Below are 16,648 nucleotides of genomic sequence, written 5' to 3' on the forward strand. Positions count from 1 at the left end.
GCTGCTCAGGGGGCAAGCGCGATGGACAGCGACGGGACGCAGGACGCGCGGGGTACGCATGCGAATCCTGTGCCGCGTCCGGCGGGACCGCCGGCCGTGCCCGCGGTGCCGCCGCGGCCTGCGGAGGCACCGGGTGTGCCGCCACGGCCGGACGGCACGGCGTTCCTGGCGTGGCTGCGGGCACCCCGGCCGGAGGCGGCGCCCGGCGTGTGGCGGTTCGGGCACCGGCCGCGGCCGGCGGAGGAGCCGGAGGTCATTCCGGGGCGGCAGTTGATCGGCGGAGCGCTGATCGCGTTCCTGGTCGGCTGGCTGATCTGGTCGTTGCTGTGGAACGGCTATCTCGGTGGCTGGTGGCTGCTGCCGCTCTACGCGATGATCCCCGAGTCCTGGGTCGAACCGCACAGCTTCGCCGCCGTCGTGGTCGTCTACGCCTACTACGTGGTGATCGCGCTGATCATCATGGTCGGCGTCGGCCGGCTCGGCCGCTGGGGCGAGATCTGGCGCCGCTACGGCCCCCCTGCCTGGCGCCGGACCCCCCGGACGAACGAGCGCCCGCCCGCCCCCGAAGAGGACCCCGCCGCCTGGCCCGCCCTCCGTGCCGCCGGTGCCGCCGACGCTGCCGAGCGGCTCGCCGCCGAGGCGCGCCAAGGGCTCATGCGGGACGTGGACCACGCCCGGATCGCCCGCGCCTGGCAGGGCGTACGCACCGGTCGGCACAGTCTCGCCACCTTCACCGGTGCCGTGCTGAAGGACGGCGCCGCCGCCTGTCTGCACCCCTCCGGGGCGCGTGATCTGCCGACCCGGGTGGCCCGGCACGACCTGCTCACCGGGCAGGTGCGGCTCGGTACGACGGCCGACGACGCCCGCAACCCGTATGCCTACCGAGGCGCCGGCCTGGGCCTCGGTCCCGAGTTGCTCGGCACGTCGCTGCTGGCCGTGGGGCCGGCGGGTTCCGGCAAGACCGGGAGCGTCGTCCGACCGCTCGCCGAGTCGCTGTGCCTGCACGCGCTCGCCGGGCGGGCCGCGGTCGTCGTGGTCGGCGGGGCGGGCGCCGGGCTCGGCCCGGCCGACGCGTATGACGTCGTCGTACGGATCGGGAATCCGGAATCCGTGTACGACCTGGACCTGTACGGCGGGACCACGGACCCCGATGAGGCCGCGGCCGTGCTCGCCGAGGCGCTCGTGGGGGATCTGGCCGATCCGCATCCGGGCAGTGACAGCCGCCGGTCCACGACGGTGCTCGCGCAGTTGCTCGGGCCGTTCCGGGCGGTCCACGGACGCTTCCCGTCCGTGCCGGAACTGCGGCAGCTGCTCGACGGGGCGCCCGGTCCGCTCGATGCGCTGCGTACCGGACTCCAGGGCTCCGGCCAGGAGTCGCTGCTGCGTGAACTGGACGCGCGGGCACGGCAGATGGGGCAGCCGGGCGATGTGGCCGGGGTCCTCGCGGACCGGGTGGCGCTGCTGGACCGGCCGGCGTTCGCGGGGTTCTTCGACACGTCGGGGCAGTCGCGGCCGTTCTCGCTCAAGGCCCTCGACCATCCGGTGCGGGTGCGGATCGATCTGCCCGAGCGCGGGCACGCGGACGCCTCGCGGATGCTGGCGCGGCTGGTGCTCGCGCAGTTCACGGCGAGTGTGGCGGTGCGGGAGGACCGTTCGCTGTTCGCCTGTCTGATCCTGGACGACGCCTCGGGTGTCGTCACGCCCGAAGCGGTACGAGGTATTCAGCGGCTGCGGTCCGCGCATGCCGGAGTCGTCCTGACCCTGCGCACCCTCGACGACGTACCGAGGCCGCTGCGCGGTCCGCTGCTCGGGGCCGCCGGATGCCGGATGGCGCTGTCCGGGCTGACACCGTGGGACGGGCAGGACTTCGCCGAGGTGTGGGGCAAGGAGTGGACCGAGGCGCGGGATGTCACCGACCGGCAGATCATCGCCGAGACCCCGGCCGGGAAGGCCGTGCACATGCTGCGGCGCGTGATCACCGGCAAGGCGCCGACCGCGCGGGCGGTGACCGTGCGACAGGTCGAGCGGGAGCGGTGGTCCGCGTCCGAGCTGGCGCACGGCGTGCCGCCGGGGCATGCGGTGCTGTCGCTGACGACCGTGCAGGGGGAGCACGCGCCGCCGCTGCTGGTGGATCTGCGGGACTGACAGCCGGACAAGAGGGAGTGCGGCGACCGTACGGTGAGGCAGAATCGGCATAGGTCGTTCATACGTGGCGGCCAAAGGATCACAAGGATCACGTAACCCTCACCTACCTGAAGGCTCCATGCCCCCCACGCTCGCCTCCCTCGTCCACCACTCCGCGCTCAAGCTCACCGTGCGCGCGGGCGAGGACCGGCTGGACGTGCCCGTCCGCTGGGCGCATGTCAGCGAGCTGGCCGATCCCGTGCCGTACATGGAGGGCGGGGAACTGCTGCTGATCACCGCGCTGAAGCTGGACGCGGAGGATCCGGAGGCGATGCGGCGGTATGTGAAACGGCTGGTGGGGGCGGGGGTCGTCGGGCTCGGCTTCGCCGTCGGGGTCAACTACGAGGAGACCCCCAAGGCTCTCGTCGACGCGGCGCAGGAAGAGGGCCTGCCGCTGCTGGAGGTGCCACGCCGTACACCGTTTCTCGCCATCAGCAAGGCCGTCTCGGCGGCGATCGCGGCCGACCAGTACCGGGCGGTGACGGCCGGGTTCGCGGCCCAACGCGAGCTGACCAAGCAGGCGTTGACGGACGGGCCCGAGGGGCTGCTCGGCTCGCTCGCCTCGCAGGTCGACGGATGGGCCGCGCTGTACGACGCCTCGGGCGCCGTCGTCGCGACCGCGCCGGAGTGGGCGAGCCGCCGGGCCGCGCGGCTGACGGCGGACGTGGAACGGCTGGGGGAGCGGCCCGCGCCGGCCTCCTCGGTGGTGGGCGGGCCGGAGAACGAGGACCGGATCGAGCTGCACTCCCTCGGCACGGGCCGGCGGCCACGGGCGGCGCTCGCGGTGGGTACGGCGGCGGCGCTCGGCACGGCCGAGCGGTACGCCGTCCATTCGGCCATCGCCTTGCTGACGCTGACGACGGAACGATCCCGGCCCCTGCATGCCGCCGAGCAGCGGCTCGGTGCTGCGGTGCTGCGGATGCTGCTCGCCGGGGAGCCGGACCATGCCCGCGCGGTGGCCGGGGATCTGTACGGCGGTCTCCTCGACGCGCCCTTCCGCGTGATCGTCGCCGAGCCCGCCGCCGCGGACGGGGAGGCGCTGGCCGGGCTCGCCGAGGTCATGGAGTCGGCGGGTGCGCGGGCGGGTGAGGTCGTCCTGGTGGTGCCGGAGGGGGAGCGGCTGGTGGCGCTGGCCGCGGACGGCGGGGCCGCGGTGGCCGCGTGCGGGGAGTTCGCGGCGGCCCTGGAGGCGGCGCGGGGTGCGGGGTCGGAGCAGGCGCTGGCCGACGAGGACGAACTGGTCGTGGGTCTGTCGGCCCCCGTCGGGCCGATCGCCGCCGCGGCTGCCTACAAGCAGGCCGAGCAGGCGTTGTCCGTGGCTCGGCGGCGGGGGCGGGTGGCCGTCGAGCATGAGCAGTTGGCGGCGGGGTCTGTGGTGCCGTTGCTCGCGGATGATGCGGTGAAGGCGTTTGCGGACGGGTTGCTGCGGCCGCTGTACGAGCACGATGCGAAGGGGCGGGGGGATCTGGTCGCCTCGCTGCGGGCGTGGCTGTCGCGGCATGGGCAGTGGGACGCTGCGGCTGCCGACCTCGGTGTACACCGGCACACGCTGCGGTATCGGATGCGGCGGGTGGAGGAGATCATCGGGCGGTCGCTGGATGATCCGGACGCGCGGATGGAGCTTTGGCTGGCGCTGAAGGCTACGTCGGCCGAGTAGTGGCCGCCGGGTTTGTTCGCCCCCGCCAAACCGGCGCGCCCCCACCACTCACCACTCCGCTCCGGACAAACGACCATGCGCATCCCCACCCCTACCGTGGACCCGAACGCCATCGCACACCCCCAACGCGGAAGGGCCGGGACATGACTTCCACCCACGCCTTCTGGCTCGCCGGCCGCCAGGCCACCGGCGAGGCCAGCTTCGATGTCACCTCGCCGTGGGACGGCCGGACCGTAGGCAAGGTTGCCGTACCGAGCGACGCGCAGATCGAGGAGGCTGTCGCCGCCGCGTATGCCGTCCGGGACGAGTTCGCCGCCACGCCCGCCCACGTCCGCGCCGCCGCCCTCGACCACGTCAGCCGGCGTTTCGTCGAGCGCACAGAGGAGATCGCGCAGCTGATCTCCGCGGAGAACGGCAAGCCGATCAAGTGGGCCCGGGGCGAGGTGGGCCGGGCGGTGTCCGTGTTCCGGTTCGCCGCTGAGGAGGCCCGGCGTTTCAACGGCGGCGAGGCCCAGCGTCTCGACACCGACCTCGGCGGGCAGGGCCGACTCGCCCTCACGCGACGGTTCCCGAAGGGCGTCGTCCTCGGTATCGCGCCTTTCAACTTCCCGCTGAACCTCTGCGCCCACAAGATCGCCCCGGCGATCGCGGCGGGCGTGCCGATCATCCTGAAGCCGGCCCCGGCGACCCCGCTCTCCGCCCTGATCATCGGCGACCTGCTCGCCGAGACGGAGCTGCCCGCCGGTTCCTGGTCGATCCTCCCGGTCACCAACGACCGTATGCCCGCCCTCGTCCAGGACGAGCGGCTGCCGGTGATCTCCTTCACGGGTTCCGAGAAGGTCGGCTACGCGATCATGGACTCGGTGCCGCGCAAGCACTGCACGCTGGAGCTGGGCGGAAACGGTGCGGCCGTGGTGCTCGGTGACTACGCCTCCGACGCCGACCTCGACTGGGCGGCCACCCGCATCGCCACGTTCTCGAACTACCAGGGCGGCCAGTCCTGCATCTCCGTGCAGCGGGTCATCGCCGACGCGTCCGTCTACGACCGCCTGCTGCCGCGCATCGTCGCCGCCGTCGAGGCCCAGGTCACCGGCGACCCGAGCGACGACACGACGGATGTCGGCCCGCTGGTCAGCGAGGACGCCGCCAAGCGCGTGGAGGCCTGGGTGCAGGAGGCCGTCGACGCCGGTGCCACGCTCCTCACCGGTGGCAAGCGCGACGGCGCCTCGTACGCGCCGACCGTCCTCACCGACGTACCGGCCGACACGACGATCTCCTGCGAGGAGGTCTTCGGGCCGGTCCTCACCGTCCAGAAGGTCGATGGGGAGGCCGAGGCCTTCGCCGCCGCCAACGACTCCAAGTACGGCCTCCAGGCGGGCGTCTTCACGCACGACCTCCAGGTCGCCTTCCGGGCCCACCGCGCCCTGGAGGTCGGCGGTGTCGTCATCGGCGACGTGCCCTCCTACCGCGCCGACCAGATGCCGTACGGCGGAGCCAAGCAGTCCGGTGTCGGCCGTGAGGGCGTGAAGTTCGCGATGGACGACTACACCTACGAGCGGGTGCTGGTACTCACGGGCCTCACCCTCTAGCTCATGGGAACCATTTTCATATAGAGTTCCCGAAGGGGTCCGGCACCGATGCCTTCCGGTGCCGGGCCCCTTCTCTGTGCCGGCCTGCTCCGGACCCTCAACCGGAGAAGCCGACATGCGCGAGCCGCACCGGGCCGCGCAGCCTGAGGTACACGTCGTGCACACCCGCGCCGTTGAGATCGGCGCCGAGGGTGGTGTAGTCGTACGGGCCCGATCCCGCGACCGCCTCCAGGACCGCCAGCGCGGGGCCGCCGTCCAGCGACACCTCCACCGCGCCCACGCCCGCCACCGTCGCACTCACCTGAGTGACACCCGTCCCGAAGTCGCAGGCACGGTAGACGAGTTCGGCCGCTGAGCTGCCCGCAGGCGTCACCGCGTCGCCCGCCACCTTCGTACGGTCCACGATCATCGATCCGCTCTGCTCGTCGAAGTCGGCCGCGTCCAGGCCGAGTCGGGCGACCGGGCGGGGCGTGGCGGGCTCGCCGTCGAGGACGAGGGTCGTCCGCAGGCGGATGTCCTCGCTGGACGCGCCGGCCAGGACGTCGTACGGGCCCGGCTCGCGCCGCCACCTCCCGTGTGCGACGTCCCAGAACTCGAAGGCGGACAGCGGGACTTCGAAGGCCAGCTGCTCGGTCGACCCCGGGGAGAGCGTGATGCGGCGGTGGGCCACCAGCTCGCGGCGCGGGCGCGGGACCGACGGGTCCACGGCCCGGGTGTAGAGCTGGGCGACCTCGTCGGCGGTCACATCACCGGTGTTGGTGACGCTGAAGGAGACGTGCACCGTCTCCCCCTCCACCCGGACCGACGGATCGGCGTACGAGAAGGACGCGTACGACAGGCCGTGGCCGAAGGGGAACAGGGGCGTGCCCTCGAAGTAGAGGTAGGTCTGGCGGGCGCCGATCACGTCGTAGTCGAGCAGGTCCGGGAGGTCGGCGTCGTCGGCGTACCAGGTCTGCGGGAGGCGACCCGCGGGGGAGGCGTCACCGGCGAGGACCCGGGCCAGGGCGGTGCCGGCCGCCTGGCCGCCGTGTGCGGTCCAGAGCAGGGCGGGGAGGGCGGCCGTCTCGACCGCGTACGGGTAGGCGGAGACCAGCGTCAGCACCGTGGCGGGGTTCGCGGTACGGGCCGCGCGCAGCAGGCGCTCCTGGTGGTCGGGCAGGCGCAGCGTCGTACGGTCCTCGGTCTCGCGGCCGTTGATGTGCGGGTCGTTGCCCGCGACGACGAGGACCACGTCCGCCTGCGCGGCGACGCGCGCCACCGCGTCCTCGCCGCGTTCGACGATCTCCAGCCGGAAGATCTCCGGGTTCTCCTCGGCAACCTTCACGCCGTCGGCGGCGACAGAGACGTGGCGACCCGTACCGACGTGCCTGAGGAGGTGTCCGTTCTCGTGCGGTTCCAGGCGGAACGTCTCCTGGACGATCCAGCCTCCGGGCTGGTCGGCGGAGGCCCGTACGCAGCCGTCGTCGGCGACCGAGAGGTAGCGGCCGTCGGGGGCGCGCAGGGTCAGGAGGCCCTCGCCCCAGTCGACGAGGGCGAGTTCGGAGCCGGTGGCGTCGGTGGTGAGCGGCGGGAGGTCGGTACGGCCCGCGAGCAGCGCGGGGTCCAACGCGCCCTCGGCGCCGCGGACTTCGTCGACCCCCTCCGCGGCGGGAACGTGCAGGTAGGAACCGTCCGACGTCCGCAGCCGTACGCGGTCCACCCCCTCCGCGAACTCCACCCGCTCGGCGCCGAACCGCTCGTACAGGCCCTCCAGCGGTGTACGAGCGGTGCAGGAGCGTGCCGCTGTACCAGTCGAGCTTGCACTCGTCGGCGAGCAGACCGACGACGGCGAGGCGGGTGTCGGGGGCCAGGGGGAGCAGGCCGTCGTTCTTGAGCAGGACGATCGCCTGCTCGGCCGCCTCCCGCGCGAGCGCGCGGTGCTCCGGGGTGTCGAAGGCGCCGCTCTCGTCGTACGCGTCGAACTCGCCGAGCCGGAAACGGACCGAGAGCTGGCGGTGGACCGCCGCGTCGAGATCGGCCTCCGTCAACAGGCCCTGGTCCAGGGCGCCTTGGACCCGCGTGACGATCTGCGAGCTGTCCGTGCCGTGGTCGGTGAAGCTGTCGACGCCGGCGAGGAGCGCGGCGGCGGTCGCCTCCTCGTGGGTGTCGAAGTAGTGCTCGTGGTCGACCAGGTTGGAGGGCGCGCCCGCGTCCGAGCAGACCAGCAACTCGTCCTCGCTCCAGGTGCGCAGATGCTCGCGCAGGTACGGCGAGACGTGGTTCGGGCGGCCGTTGACGAGGTTGTACGCCGGCATGACCCCGGCCACCGCGCCCGCCTCCACCGTCTCGCGGAAGGCGCGCAGGTCGTACTCGTGCAGGACGCGCGGGCGAACGGAGGCGGAGCTGACGGCGCGGTCCGTCTCGTTGTTGTGGGCGAGCCAGTGCTTCAGGACCGGGGCCGTGCGCCAGTACGTGGGGTGGTCGCCGCGCAGGCCGTGCGTGTACGCGGTGGCGATGGCGGAGGTGAGCTTCGGGTCCTCGGAGTAGCCCTCCTCGTTGCGGCCCCACAGGGGGTGGCGGAGGAGATTGACGGTCGGCGACCAGACGTTCAGGCCCACGCGGTCGTCGCGGACGCGCAGCGCCCGGATCTCCTTGGACACGGCGTCGCCGACCCGTCGTACGAGATCCGGGTTCCAGGTCGCGCCCAGGCCCACCGCCTGCGGGAACACCGTCGCGGGGCCCATCCACGCCACGCCGTGCAGCGCCTCCTGGCCGGTGCGGAAGGCCGCGACGCCGAGCCGTTCCACGGCCGGGGCGAACTGGTGCAGGAATCCGGTCTTCTCGTCCGGGGTCAGCCGCGACAGCAGATCGTCGATGCGCTTCGCGACGGGCAGCTGCGGATCGCGAAAAGGTGGCGTGTGCGGCGTCTGTGCGGTCACGTGGGGAACCCCTTGCGATGGATCGGCTCGGCTCTTTCGAAGCGCTTCGATGCTGGTTCGACGCAAGGCCGGGTGTCAAGACATCAACACTGTCAGTTCAAGCGGTGCATAACAAAAGGTCGACTGCCAAGCGTCGGAGGAATCTTGGAAGCGACCCTTGTGCACCCCTGGGGGTTCACTTAACCTCACAGCAACATCGAAGCGCTTCGACTACAGCCAGTTCCTCTCACGACACCGCAGCCGACGGCCTCCGCCGGGTGTCCTGGTGCGCCATGAAGGGTTGACGCAATGACGCCGAACGCCGCTTCCGCCTCCGCCGCTCCCAGCCGGAGAACCTTCCTCGCCAACACGGCGATCGCCGCTGTGGCGGTGGGTGGAGGGATGCCGCTGCTTGCCGCCTGCGGCGGATCGGAGAGCGGGTCGCGGGAGGGGACCACGTCGGGGAAGGACGCCAAGAAGCTGCTGCCGGCGTATGTCACCAACAACGTGGTGACACCCGACATCCCCGCCAAGAACGGATCCGCGGTCGGCTTCACGAGCAAGCTCGACCTCGCCGGCCTGAAGACCTCGGTGCCCAAGAAGCTCGGCAAGGGCTCCAAGATCACCATCATGTCGCCGTTCTGGGGCTCACCCCCGAAGGGCAACAACCCCTACTACACGGGGATGAACGACCTGATCGGTGTCGACGTCCAGTGGCAGAACCAGGACGGCAACACCTACGACCAGAAGCTCGGCGCGGTGCTCGCCTCCAGCGACATCCCTGACGTCGTGGTGGTCCCCGGCTGGAACATGGGCGGCAAGATACCCAGCGCCATCATCAGCAAGTTCGCCGACCTCGGCCCCTACCTGTCCGGCGACGCGGTCAAGGACTACCCGAACCTCGCGGCGATCCCCACGGACGCCTGGCGGCGCTCCATCTTCGGCGGCAAGCTGCTGGGCCTGCCGCAACCGTCCCCGTGGGCGCCCGGCATCGTGCCCCTGTACCGCCAGGACATCTTCGACAAAGAGGGCTACGAAGTCCCCAAGTCCTGCGACGAGTTCATGGCCCTGGCCAAGGACATCACCAACGCCAAGGCCAAGCGCTGGGCGTGCCTGGACATGAAGTGGACCGCCTTCCAGGCCTTCGGCGTGTTCTCCGGCAGCGAGAAGCCGCTCGGCTGGAACCTGGTCGACGGCAAGCTGGTCTACCGCATCGAGACCGAGGAGTACCTCGAAGCGCTGGAGTGGTCCCGCAAGCTCTTCGAGGCGGGCGTCGTCCACCCCGACGCCAAGATGGGCAAGAACTCCCCGGACCCGGGGCCCAAGTTCGCGGCGGGCGAGTTCCTCATCTACGCCAACAACATCTCGCAGTGGTGGAGCCGCACCACTGAACAGGCCACCCAGAACCCGGAGTTCAAGGTCTGGGGCATGGATGTCTGGGGCCACGACGGCGGCAACCCCACCATATGGGCCGAACAGCCCGCCGGCATCTTCGCCTTCGTCAACAAGAAGGCCTCCGAGTCGGTCATCCGCGACGTGCTCGCCGTCGCGAACGTCACCGCGGCGCCGTACGGCACCAAGGAGTACATGATGACCAACTACGGCGTGGAGGGCACCCACTACACCGTCAAGGACGGCGTCCCCACCAAGACCGACCAGGGCAACATCGAAGTGATGAACGCCTACGTCATGGTGGCGAGCCCCGCCGCGACCACTGCGCACCCCGACTTCCCCGAGGTCGCCAAGGGCCAGGTCGAGTGGCAGCAGCGGATGGGTGCCTTCACCAAGAAGTCCTCCTTCTGGGGCATGCAGATCACCGAGCCGGGCCGCTACACCAACCTCACCAACGACATGGAGCAGATGGAGGACGACGTCGTCCGCGGCCGCAAGAAGATCAGCGACATGCAGCAGTGGGTCTCCGACTGGAAGAGCAAGGGCGGCGACCGGCTGCGCGACTGGTACCAGCAGATCCTCGACGAGAACGGCTCCGCGGCCAACTGACCGGGCACCGAGGCAAGGAGAACGGCCGTGTCCCACAGCACGGTGCCTCGGAGCAGGGCCGAGGCCGACACGACGGCGAAGACCCCGGCGACGTCCGGCGGCGCCACCGGATCCACCGGATCCACCGGCTCACCGGGGAAACGCCCCCCGGACAAGCTGAGCCTGCGACTGAGGTTCCGGCGCGATCGCGTCCTGCTGCTGATGACGCTGCCGGCCGTCGTCCTGGTCCTGCTCTTCAACTACGTGCCGATCCTCGGCAACGTGGTCGCCTTCCAGGACTACGACCCCTACATCAGCGAGAACGGCATCGTCTCCATCCTGAACAGCCCATGGGTGGGAGTGGAGAACTTCCAGCGGATCTTCGAGGACTCCGCCTTCTGGCAGGCGCTCGAGAACACCCTGGTGCTGTTCTTCCTCCAGCTCGTGCTGTTCTTCCCGATCCCGGTCCTGCTCGCGCTGCTCATCAACAGCGTGGTCAGGCCCCGGGTGCGGGCGATCGCGCAGGCCGTTCTCTATCTGCCGCACTTCTTCTCCTGGGTGCTGGTCATCGCCGTCTTCCAGCAGCTGCTCGGCGGCGCCGGGCTGCTCTCGACGTTGCTGCGCGACCACGGCTATGACGGCCTGAGCGTCATGACCGACCCGGAGACCTTCAAGTTCCTGGTCACCGCGCAGACCGTGTGGAAGGACGCCGGCTGGGGGATCATCGTCTTCCTCGCCGCGCTGGCCGCCGTCAGCCCCGATCTGTACGAGGCCGCCGCGATGGACGGCGCGAACCGCTGGCGGCGCATGTGGCATGTCACCTTGCCCGCGCTGCGGCCGGTGATCGCGCTGCTGCTGGTGCTGCGCGTCGGCGACGCCCTCACCGTCGGCTTCGAGCAGATCCTGCTGCAACGCGACGCGGTGGGACCGGGCGCCGCGGAAGTCCTCGACACCTTCGTGTGGTGGAACGGCGTCCGCAACCAGGACTTCGGCTACGCGGCCGCCGCCGGACTCGTCAAGGGCGTCGTCAGTATCGGACTGGTCCTCGCCGCGAACAAGGTGGCCCATCTCATGGGCGAGCAGGGGGTGTACAAGAAGTGACCGCCGTCATCGACAAACCCGTGCGCAGGCCCGGGCGTTGGGCCGCACCTCCCCGGCCCGTGTGGGAGGAGGAGCCCACCAAGGTGGGGCTGGCGGGCAAGGGGCTGGTCCTGGGGCTTGCCTGCTTCGCGATTCTCTTTCCGTTGTGGATCGTGGTGGTCACCAGTCTGTCCACGCGCAAGACCATCGACGAGGCCGGTGGGCTGGTGATGATCCCCAAGGACATCACCTTCATCGCCTACACGGAGCTGCTCAGCGGCGGTCAGGTCACGCGGGCCGCGATCATCAGTGTGCTGGTCACGCTGGTCGGTACGGTCTTCTCGATGACCGTGTCCGTGCTGTGTGCGTACGGGTTGTCCCGGACCGGGTCGCTGGCGCACCGGTGGATTCTGATGACGCTGCTGGCGACGATGTTCTTCAGCGCCGGGCTCATTCCCACGTATCTGCTGGTGCAGACGCTCGGGCTGACCGACACGTACCTCGCGTTGATCCTGCCGAGCGCGATCAGTGTCTTCAACATCCTGGTGCTGCGGGGGTTCTTCATGGGGATCTCGCAGGAGCTGATCGACAGTGCGCGGATCGACGGGGCGGGGGATTTCCGGATTCTCTGGCAGATCGTCATGCCGTTGTCGCGGGCCGTCATCGCGGTGATCACGTTGTTTTACGCGGTGGGGTACTGGAGTGCTTGGTTCAATGCGTCGCTGTATCTGAACGAGCAGGACATGATGCCGTTGCAGAATGTCATGATCCAGCTGGTGCAGAAGCAGGAGGCGCCGGTGGGATTGGGGCAGGCGATCAAGACCGGGCAGTTGTCCGGGCTTGCTGTGCAGATGGCTGTGATGGTGATGGCTCTGTTGCCGGTGGCTGTGCTGTCGCCGTTTGTGCAGCGGCATTTCAAGAAGGGCATGTTGACTGGGGCGGTTAAGGGGTGACGGGGTGCCTGATCAGAGGGGGCTGCGGACCGTCCGGCGGCTGCGGGTTCGTTGTGGCTTGTCGCGCAGTTCCCCGCGCCCCTTTGGGGCTCTCCGGTCCCCCGCTTTCATAGAACGAGGTCTGTCATGCGTACGTCCCATCTGCCCGCGCTCGGTGATGTCACCCGCGGTCGTGTCCTCTACGGCGGTGACTACAACCCCGAGCAGTGGCCGGAGGAGGTCTGGCTCGATGACGTACGCCTGATGAAAGAGGCCCGCGTCAACTCGGTCACGCTCGGCGTCTTCTCCTGGGCGAAGCTCGAACCACGGCCGGGGGCACGGGAGTTCGGGTGGCTCGACCGGCTCATGGATCTGATGCACGACCATGGCATCGGCGTCGTTCTCTCCACGCCGACCGCCTCGCCCCCGCCGTGGCTCGGGCGCCGGCACCCCGAGACCCTGCCCCGTGACGAGGACGGCCGTGTCGAATGGTGGGGCGGGCGTCAGCACTTCTCGCACTCCAGCGAGGCGTATCGTCGCTATGCCGCCGCCATCACCGAGGATCTCGCCGCCCGCTACGGCAGCCACCCCGCCCTGACCCTGTGGCACATCAACAACGAGTACTGCACCTACGACTGGGGCGACGAGGCCGCCGTCCGCTTCCGTCGGTGGCTCCAGGGCAAGTACGGCACCCTCGACGCCCTCAACACCGCCTGGGGCACCGCCTTCTGGAGCCAGGGCTACGGCGAGTGGGACGAGGTGCTCCCGCCGCGCCACGCCCATTACCTCAAGAACCCCACCCAGGTACTGGACTTCAAACGCTTCACCTCCGACATGCTCCTGGAGTGCTACGTCACCGAGCGGGACATCGTCCGGCGGCACACCCCGCATATCCCGGTGACCAGCAACTTCATGCCTCTGTGGGTGGGGCAGGACGCCTGGCGCTGGGCGGACGAGGAGGACGTCGTCTCCGTCGACCTCTATCCCGACCCCCGTGATCCGTACGGCGCACAGAGCGGTGCCCTCGTCCAGGACATGACCCGTTCACAGGCCCGCGGCCCCTGGATGCTGATGGAGCAGGCGGCCGGACCGGTCAACTGGCGGGGCGTCAACCACCCCAAGCCGCGCGGAATGAATCGCCTCTGGTCCCTCCAGGCGGTGGCCCGCGGTGCCGACGCCGTCTGCTACTTCCAGTGGCGGCAGTCCCGGCAGGGCGCGGAGAAGTTCCACTCCGGGATGGTCAGCCACGCGGGGGAGGAGGGCCGTACCTATCAGGAGGTCAAGCAGCTGGGGGCTGAGCTGGACAGGATCAGTGGTGAGGTGACGGGTGGTCGGATCACGTCCGACATCGCCATCCTTCACGACTGGCACTCCTGGTGGGCCGGCGCCCAGGACGGCCGCCTCTCCACCCACGTCGACCACTCCGACGTCCTCCGCGCCTGGCATCGCGCCCTCTGGGAAGCCCACCTCACCACCGACTTCGCCCACCCCGAGCACGACCTCACCCGGTACAAGCTCGTCGTCGCCCCGCAGCTCTACCTCCTCACGGACACGGCGATCGAGAACCTCCTCGCGTACGTCCACGGCGGCGGCACCCTCGTCTGCGGCTTCCTCACCGGCATCGCCGACGAGGACGACCGGGTACGCCCCGGCGGCATGGACGCCCGGCTGCGCGAGCTGTTCGGCATCCGCACCCTGCACGAGTGGTGGCCGCTGGACGCGGAGGAGACCGTCGAGTGCGACGGGTTCCGCGGGACGCTGTGGTCGGAGGAGATCGAGGCCGGAGGCGGCGAGGCGGCCATCTCGTACAAGGGCGGCGAACTCGACGGCCTGCCTGCCGTGCTCCACAAGGATCGCGCCTGGTACGTCTCCACCCTCCCCGAGCCGGACGCGCTCAGCGATCTGCTCTCCGGGATCGCCACCGAAGCGGGCGCCCGGCCCGTGCTCGACGGCCTGCCCGCGCGCGTGGAGGCCGTCCGCCGCGGTGACCTGCTGTTCGTCCTCAACCACGGACGCGAGCCGGTGACCGTCGACATCCCCGGTACCCACCACGACCTGCTGACCGGCGAGACCGTCACCGGCCAACTCGCCCTCTCACGCTACGGAGTGGCGGTGCTGCGCCCATGACCACCGATCCTGTCCACGGCACCTGGGAGCCCACCCCCGCCACCCGCTGGGAGGACGGCTACCTCAGCGGCAACGGCCACCACGGCGCCCTTGTGTTCGGTGATCCGAACGACGAGCGGGTCGTCGTCACCCACCACACCCTGGTCCGCCCCAACGGCGGCGAGCGCGCCCGCCCGCCCGAGCTGGCCTCCCGACTTCCCGAACTCCAGGACCGGTTGCTCGCGGGGGAGCTGCGGGCGGCGGAGACCTTCACGGACGGGCGCTACCTCCAGTGGGTGCAGCCCTTCCATCCGGCCTTTCAGATACGGCTGCGGAGGGCGTCCGGCGCGGGCAGGCACTACCGTCGCTCGGTCGACTTCACCACCGGCGTCACCCAAGCCGAAGGGGACGGCTGGGACAGCCGCGTCTTCGTCTCCCGCGCCGACGACGTCATCGTCCAGCGGGTCACCGGCGCCGATCTCACCATCGACCTCGACCACCGCATCCCCGGCGCCCCGCACGACCTCGCCGTCGGCCACGGCGCCGTCCTCACCCCCGACGGCGCCCTGCTCAACCTGCGCGCCCGCTACCCCGGCAGCGACCGCGCGTACACGGGCATCACGCTGGTCATCGTCACCGGCGGCCGTACCACGCTCACGCCGCTCGGCCTCCAGGTCACCGGCGCCGACTCGGCCCTGCTGCTGACCCGCGTACTGCGTCACACGGGCGAGATCGACGTGCCCGCTGTCTCCCGTGACCTGCGAGACCTGGTACCGGACGGTGACGCTTACGCCCATCTTCTCGACCGCCACGCCGCCCTCCACCGCACCGCCTACACGCGCGTGACACTCGACCTGGACGCCGACCCCGCCGAACGCGCCCTGCCGGGCTCGGAGTTGCTTCAGCTCCCCGAGAGCCCGGCCTTCCTGGAACGCCTCTTCGCTGCCGGCCGCTACCACCTGCTCTCCGCCGCGGGCCTGCTCCCGCCCCGCCTCACCGGCCTGTGGACCGGCGACTGGAACACGGCGTGGTCGGGGGCGTTCACCAACGACGCCAACGTCAACCTCCAGACCGCATCGGCCGCAGCCGCCGCGCTCCCCGAAGTCACCGACGCCCTCGCCACCCTGATCGGCCGCCAGCTGCCGGACTGGCGGGAGAACGCCCGCGCGATCTTCGGTGCGCGGGGTGCCGTCGCCCCGGCCCACAGCGACGGCGAGTCGGGGCTGACGTACCACTTCAACCGCGAATACCCGCTGCATCTGTGGACCGCCGGCGCCGACTGGCTGCTCAAGCCGCTCGTCGACCACGACGAGACCCGCGGCGAACGCGACCCGCGCACCGCCGACGCGCTCGCCGAAGTCGCCCTGTTCTACGAGGACTTCCTCACCCGCACCGATGACGAGGGACACGTCATCGTCGTCCCCTCCTACTCACCCGAGAACCGGCCCGCGAACGCGAGCTGGGGCGCGATCAACGCGGCGATGGACCTCTCCGCGGCCGGGCACGCCCTGCGCACGGCCGCCGAGTACCACCCGGAGGAGGCGGAAGCGTGGCGTGCCCTCGCAGACCGGCTTCCGCCGCACCGGATCAACGACGACGGCGCACTCGCGGAATGGGCCTGGCCCGGCCTCGACGACACCTACGACCACCGGCACCTCAGCCACCTCTACGGCGTCTGGCCGCTCGACGAGATCAACCCCTACGACACCCCGGACCTCGCCACCGCCGCACACCGCGCCCTCGAACTCCGCGGCGCCGAGAACGACTCCGCGCACGGCCACCTCCACCACGCCCTCGTCGCGGCCCGGCTGCGCGACGGCGACCGGGTGGCGCATGCCCTCGGCCAGGTCCTCAAGGGCGACTTCTTCCACGCCTCGCTGATGAGCTCGCACTACCCGAACCTCAACGTCTACAACGCCGATGCCGCCCACACCCTGCCCGCGGTCCTGGTCGAGATGCTCGTGCAGTCGACCCCGGACCGGCTGGTGCTGCTGCCCGCGCTTCCGGCGGCGTATCCGAAGGGTGAACTCACCGGCATCCGCACGCGGTTCGGGGCGGAAGTCGACCTCAGCTGGAGCCCGCGACAAGCCACCGCAGTCGTACGTCCCACCCGCACCCACCGCGTCGAACTCCGGACTTCCTCCGGCGCACGGCCGCTCGACCTCGTCGCCGGAGAAGACCACGTCCTCACCCTGGAGACGTGGTGAATCACCGCTAGTCCCG

The 16,648-nt window shown here is 70.6% G+C and carries 8 protein-coding genes and 1 pseudogene; 8 read left to right on the top strand and 1 reads right to left on the bottom strand.

Going from position 1 to position 16,648, the window contains the following annotated elements; all coding sequences use genetic code 11:
- Window positions 1-21 precede the first annotated feature (21 nt).
- From ACTWQO_RS08800 to ACTWQO_RS08810, 3 genes are all read left to right on the top strand, one after another.
- Window positions 22-2,145, top strand: coding sequence for an ATP-binding protein (locus ACTWQO_RS08800; protein WP_443236632.1), 2,124 nt, complete (start codon window positions 22-24; stop codon window positions 2,143-2,145).
- A 118-nt stretch (window positions 2,146-2,263) separates the two neighbouring features.
- Window positions 2,264-3,841 (top strand): PucR family transcriptional regulator, encoded by a 1,578-nt coding sequence (locus ACTWQO_RS08805; protein WP_443236633.1) that lies wholly within the window; start codon window positions 2,264-2,266, stop codon window positions 3,839-3,841.
- A gap of 143 nt (window positions 3,842-3,984) precedes the next feature.
- The gene (locus ACTWQO_RS08810; RefSeq protein WP_443236634.1) at window positions 3,985-5,430 is read left to right on the top strand and encodes an aldehyde dehydrogenase family protein; all 1,446 of its coding nucleotides are present in this window, start codon (window positions 3,985-3,987) and stop codon (window positions 5,428-5,430) included.
- 97 nt (window positions 5,431-5,527) lie between these two features.
- Here ACTWQO_RS08810 and ACTWQO_RS08815 read toward each other — a convergent pair.
- A pseudogene (locus tag ACTWQO_RS08815) lies at window positions 5,528-8,348 on the bottom strand (glycoside hydrolase family 3 C-terminal domain-containing protein).
- 288 nt (window positions 8,349-8,636) lie between these two features.
- Here ACTWQO_RS08815 and ACTWQO_RS08820 point away from each other — a divergent pair.
- The 5 genes from ACTWQO_RS08820 to ACTWQO_RS08840 all read left to right on the top strand — a co-directional run bounded on the left by ACTWQO_RS08820 (window position 8,637) and on the right by ACTWQO_RS08840 (window position 16,632).
- The gene (locus ACTWQO_RS08820; protein WP_443236635.1) at window positions 8,637-10,328 is read left to right on the top strand and encodes an extracellular solute-binding protein; all 1,692 of its coding nucleotides are present in this window, start codon (window positions 8,637-8,639) and stop codon (window positions 10,326-10,328) included.
- A 27-nt stretch (window positions 10,329-10,355) separates the two neighbouring features.
- Window positions 10,356-11,408 carry an ABC transporter permease gene (locus tag ACTWQO_RS08825; RefSeq protein ID WP_443236636.1) on the top strand — a complete coding sequence of 351 codons (1,053 nt, stop codon included), beginning with the start codon at window positions 10,356-10,358 and terminating at the stop codon, window positions 11,406-11,408.
- A complete protein-coding gene (locus ACTWQO_RS08830; protein ID WP_443236637.1) occupies window positions 11,405-12,340 on the top strand; it encodes a carbohydrate ABC transporter permease in 936 nt (311 codons plus the stop codon). Before ACTWQO_RS08825 ends, ACTWQO_RS08830 begins: the two co-directional genes overlap by 4 nt.
- 126 nt (window positions 12,341-12,466) lie before the next feature.
- Complete coding sequence (locus ACTWQO_RS08835) at window positions 12,467-14,446, top strand: beta-galactosidase (protein ID WP_443236638.1); 1,980 nt, start codon at window positions 12,467-12,469, stop codon at window positions 14,444-14,446.
- On the top strand, window positions 14,443-16,632 hold the full coding sequence (locus ACTWQO_RS08840; protein ID WP_443236639.1) for a glycosyl hydrolase family 95 catalytic domain-containing protein: 2,190 nt from the start codon (window positions 14,443-14,445) through the stop codon (window positions 16,630-16,632). Before ACTWQO_RS08835 ends, ACTWQO_RS08840 begins: the two co-directional genes overlap by 4 nt.
- Window positions 16,633-16,648 lie beyond the last annotated feature (16 nt).

Origin of the sequence: Streptomyces sp. 4N124 (assembly GCF_052245395.1) — a bacterium.
Classification (GTDB): Bacteria; Actinomycetota; Actinomycetes; order Streptomycetales; family Streptomycetaceae; genus Streptomyces.

What these genes read in the sequence shown, in the direction of transcription:
- ACTWQO_RS08820 (WP_443236635.1), top strand. Translation starts at nt 8,637, where the DNA reads ATGACGCCGAACGCCGCTTCCGCCTCCGCCGCTCCCAGCCGGAGAACC.
- ACTWQO_RS08805 (WP_443236633.1), top strand. Translation starts at nt 2,264, where the DNA reads ATGCCCCCCACGCTCGCCTCCCTCGTCCACCACTCCGCGCTCAAGCTC.
- ACTWQO_RS08800 (WP_443236632.1), top strand. Translation starts at nt 22, where the DNA reads ATGGACAGCGACGGGACGCAGGACGCGCGGGGTACGCATGCGAATCCT.
- ACTWQO_RS08810 (WP_443236634.1), top strand. Translation starts at nt 3,985, where the DNA reads ATGACTTCCACCCACGCCTTCTGGCTCGCCGGCCGCCAGGCCACCGGC.
- ACTWQO_RS08835 (WP_443236638.1), top strand. Translation starts at nt 12,467, where the DNA reads ATGCGTACGTCCCATCTGCCCGCGCTCGGTGATGTCACCCGCGGTCGT.
- ACTWQO_RS08840 (WP_443236639.1), top strand. Translation starts at nt 14,443, where the DNA reads ATGACCACCGATCCTGTCCACGGCACCTGGGAGCCCACCCCCGCCACC.